Raw genomic sequence first — 1019 nt, forward strand, 5'->3', positions numbered from 1 at the left:
TCGGTCTCCGCCTTCTGGCTCAGGTAGCCGCCCAGGTCGCCCACGCCCTTGAACAGCAGCTGCCCACCCAGCTGCATCACCTCGGCACGCTCCTGCATCTTGCGCAGGTCAACGGCCGACAGTGCGCTGTCGGTATCAAAGCCGGTCGCGGTCCGATCAAGACCGGCCAAAGCGCTCTCATTGCCATCGCGCACCACCACGGTGCCGGCGGCGATGTCCGAGCGCGTGGTGCTGCTGTCGTTCTTCTTGGTGCCGCCCAGCAGGCTCAGCCCCGCGCCGGCCGCGCTCCCCAGCGGGTTGTTGATGCCACCACCGCTGCTCATCCCGGTGCCGATGCCACCGCCACTGGTCTTGGCGCGGGATTCGTTCTCGATGTCGACAACGGTCAGGCTGCCGGTATCCAGGCGGTTCTTCGAGGCATCGGCGGTGCTGCCGATCACGCCGCCTTCCAAGTGCGTGTTGCCACCCACGGTGATGTTGAAGCCGCCGCTGCCGGCAACGATGCCGCTCTGTTCCTGCACGCTGCGCAGGTGGCTCTCGACCTTCTGCTGGCCAATGTTGACGGTGCCGCCGCTGCCATACACGAAGGTGCCGCCAGCCTGGGTCTGCTTGCTGGCGTAGTCGTCGGTGTCCTGCTCGCTGATGATGGACAGGTTGCCGCCGATGCTGGCCACCACCTTGTCGCCGCTCAGCTGGGCACCCTGCAGCGTGGTGTCCTTGCCGCTGATGACGGTCAGGTTGCGGTCGGCGTCCACCACGGTTTCGACGTGCGTGGTGCCGTTGCCGCTGCCCTTGCCCTTGGCGGTGCTGGCCGACACGTACCAACCGGTCTGCGCGCCGATGCTGAAACCGATCTCACCGCTGCCGCTCTTGTTCTTCGACGACTGCGTGTGGTCTTCCGCTTCGCTGCGCAGGGTGATGTTGTCCCGCGCGGCCAGCGCCACGTTGTCACCCTTCACCTGGCTGCCGATGATGCTCAGGTCACCGGCGGTGGCCACGATGCTGACGTCGCCCTGGCT

The 1019-nt window shown here is 66.6% G+C and carries 1 protein-coding gene; it reads right to left on the reverse strand.

All coding sequences use genetic code 11. The annotated features are described in order from the left end of the window. On the reverse strand, positions 1-1019 hold a 1019-nt coding region (locus tag RCF13_RS20155), incomplete at both ends, for a hemagglutinin repeat-containing protein (RefSeq protein WP_308141504.1).

It is taken from the genome of Stenotrophomonas maltophilia group sp. RNC7, from assembly GCF_030910085.1.
In the GTDB taxonomy this organism is placed as follows: domain Bacteria; phylum Pseudomonadota; class Gammaproteobacteria; order Xanthomonadales; family Xanthomonadaceae; genus Stenotrophomonas; species Stenotrophomonas sepilia.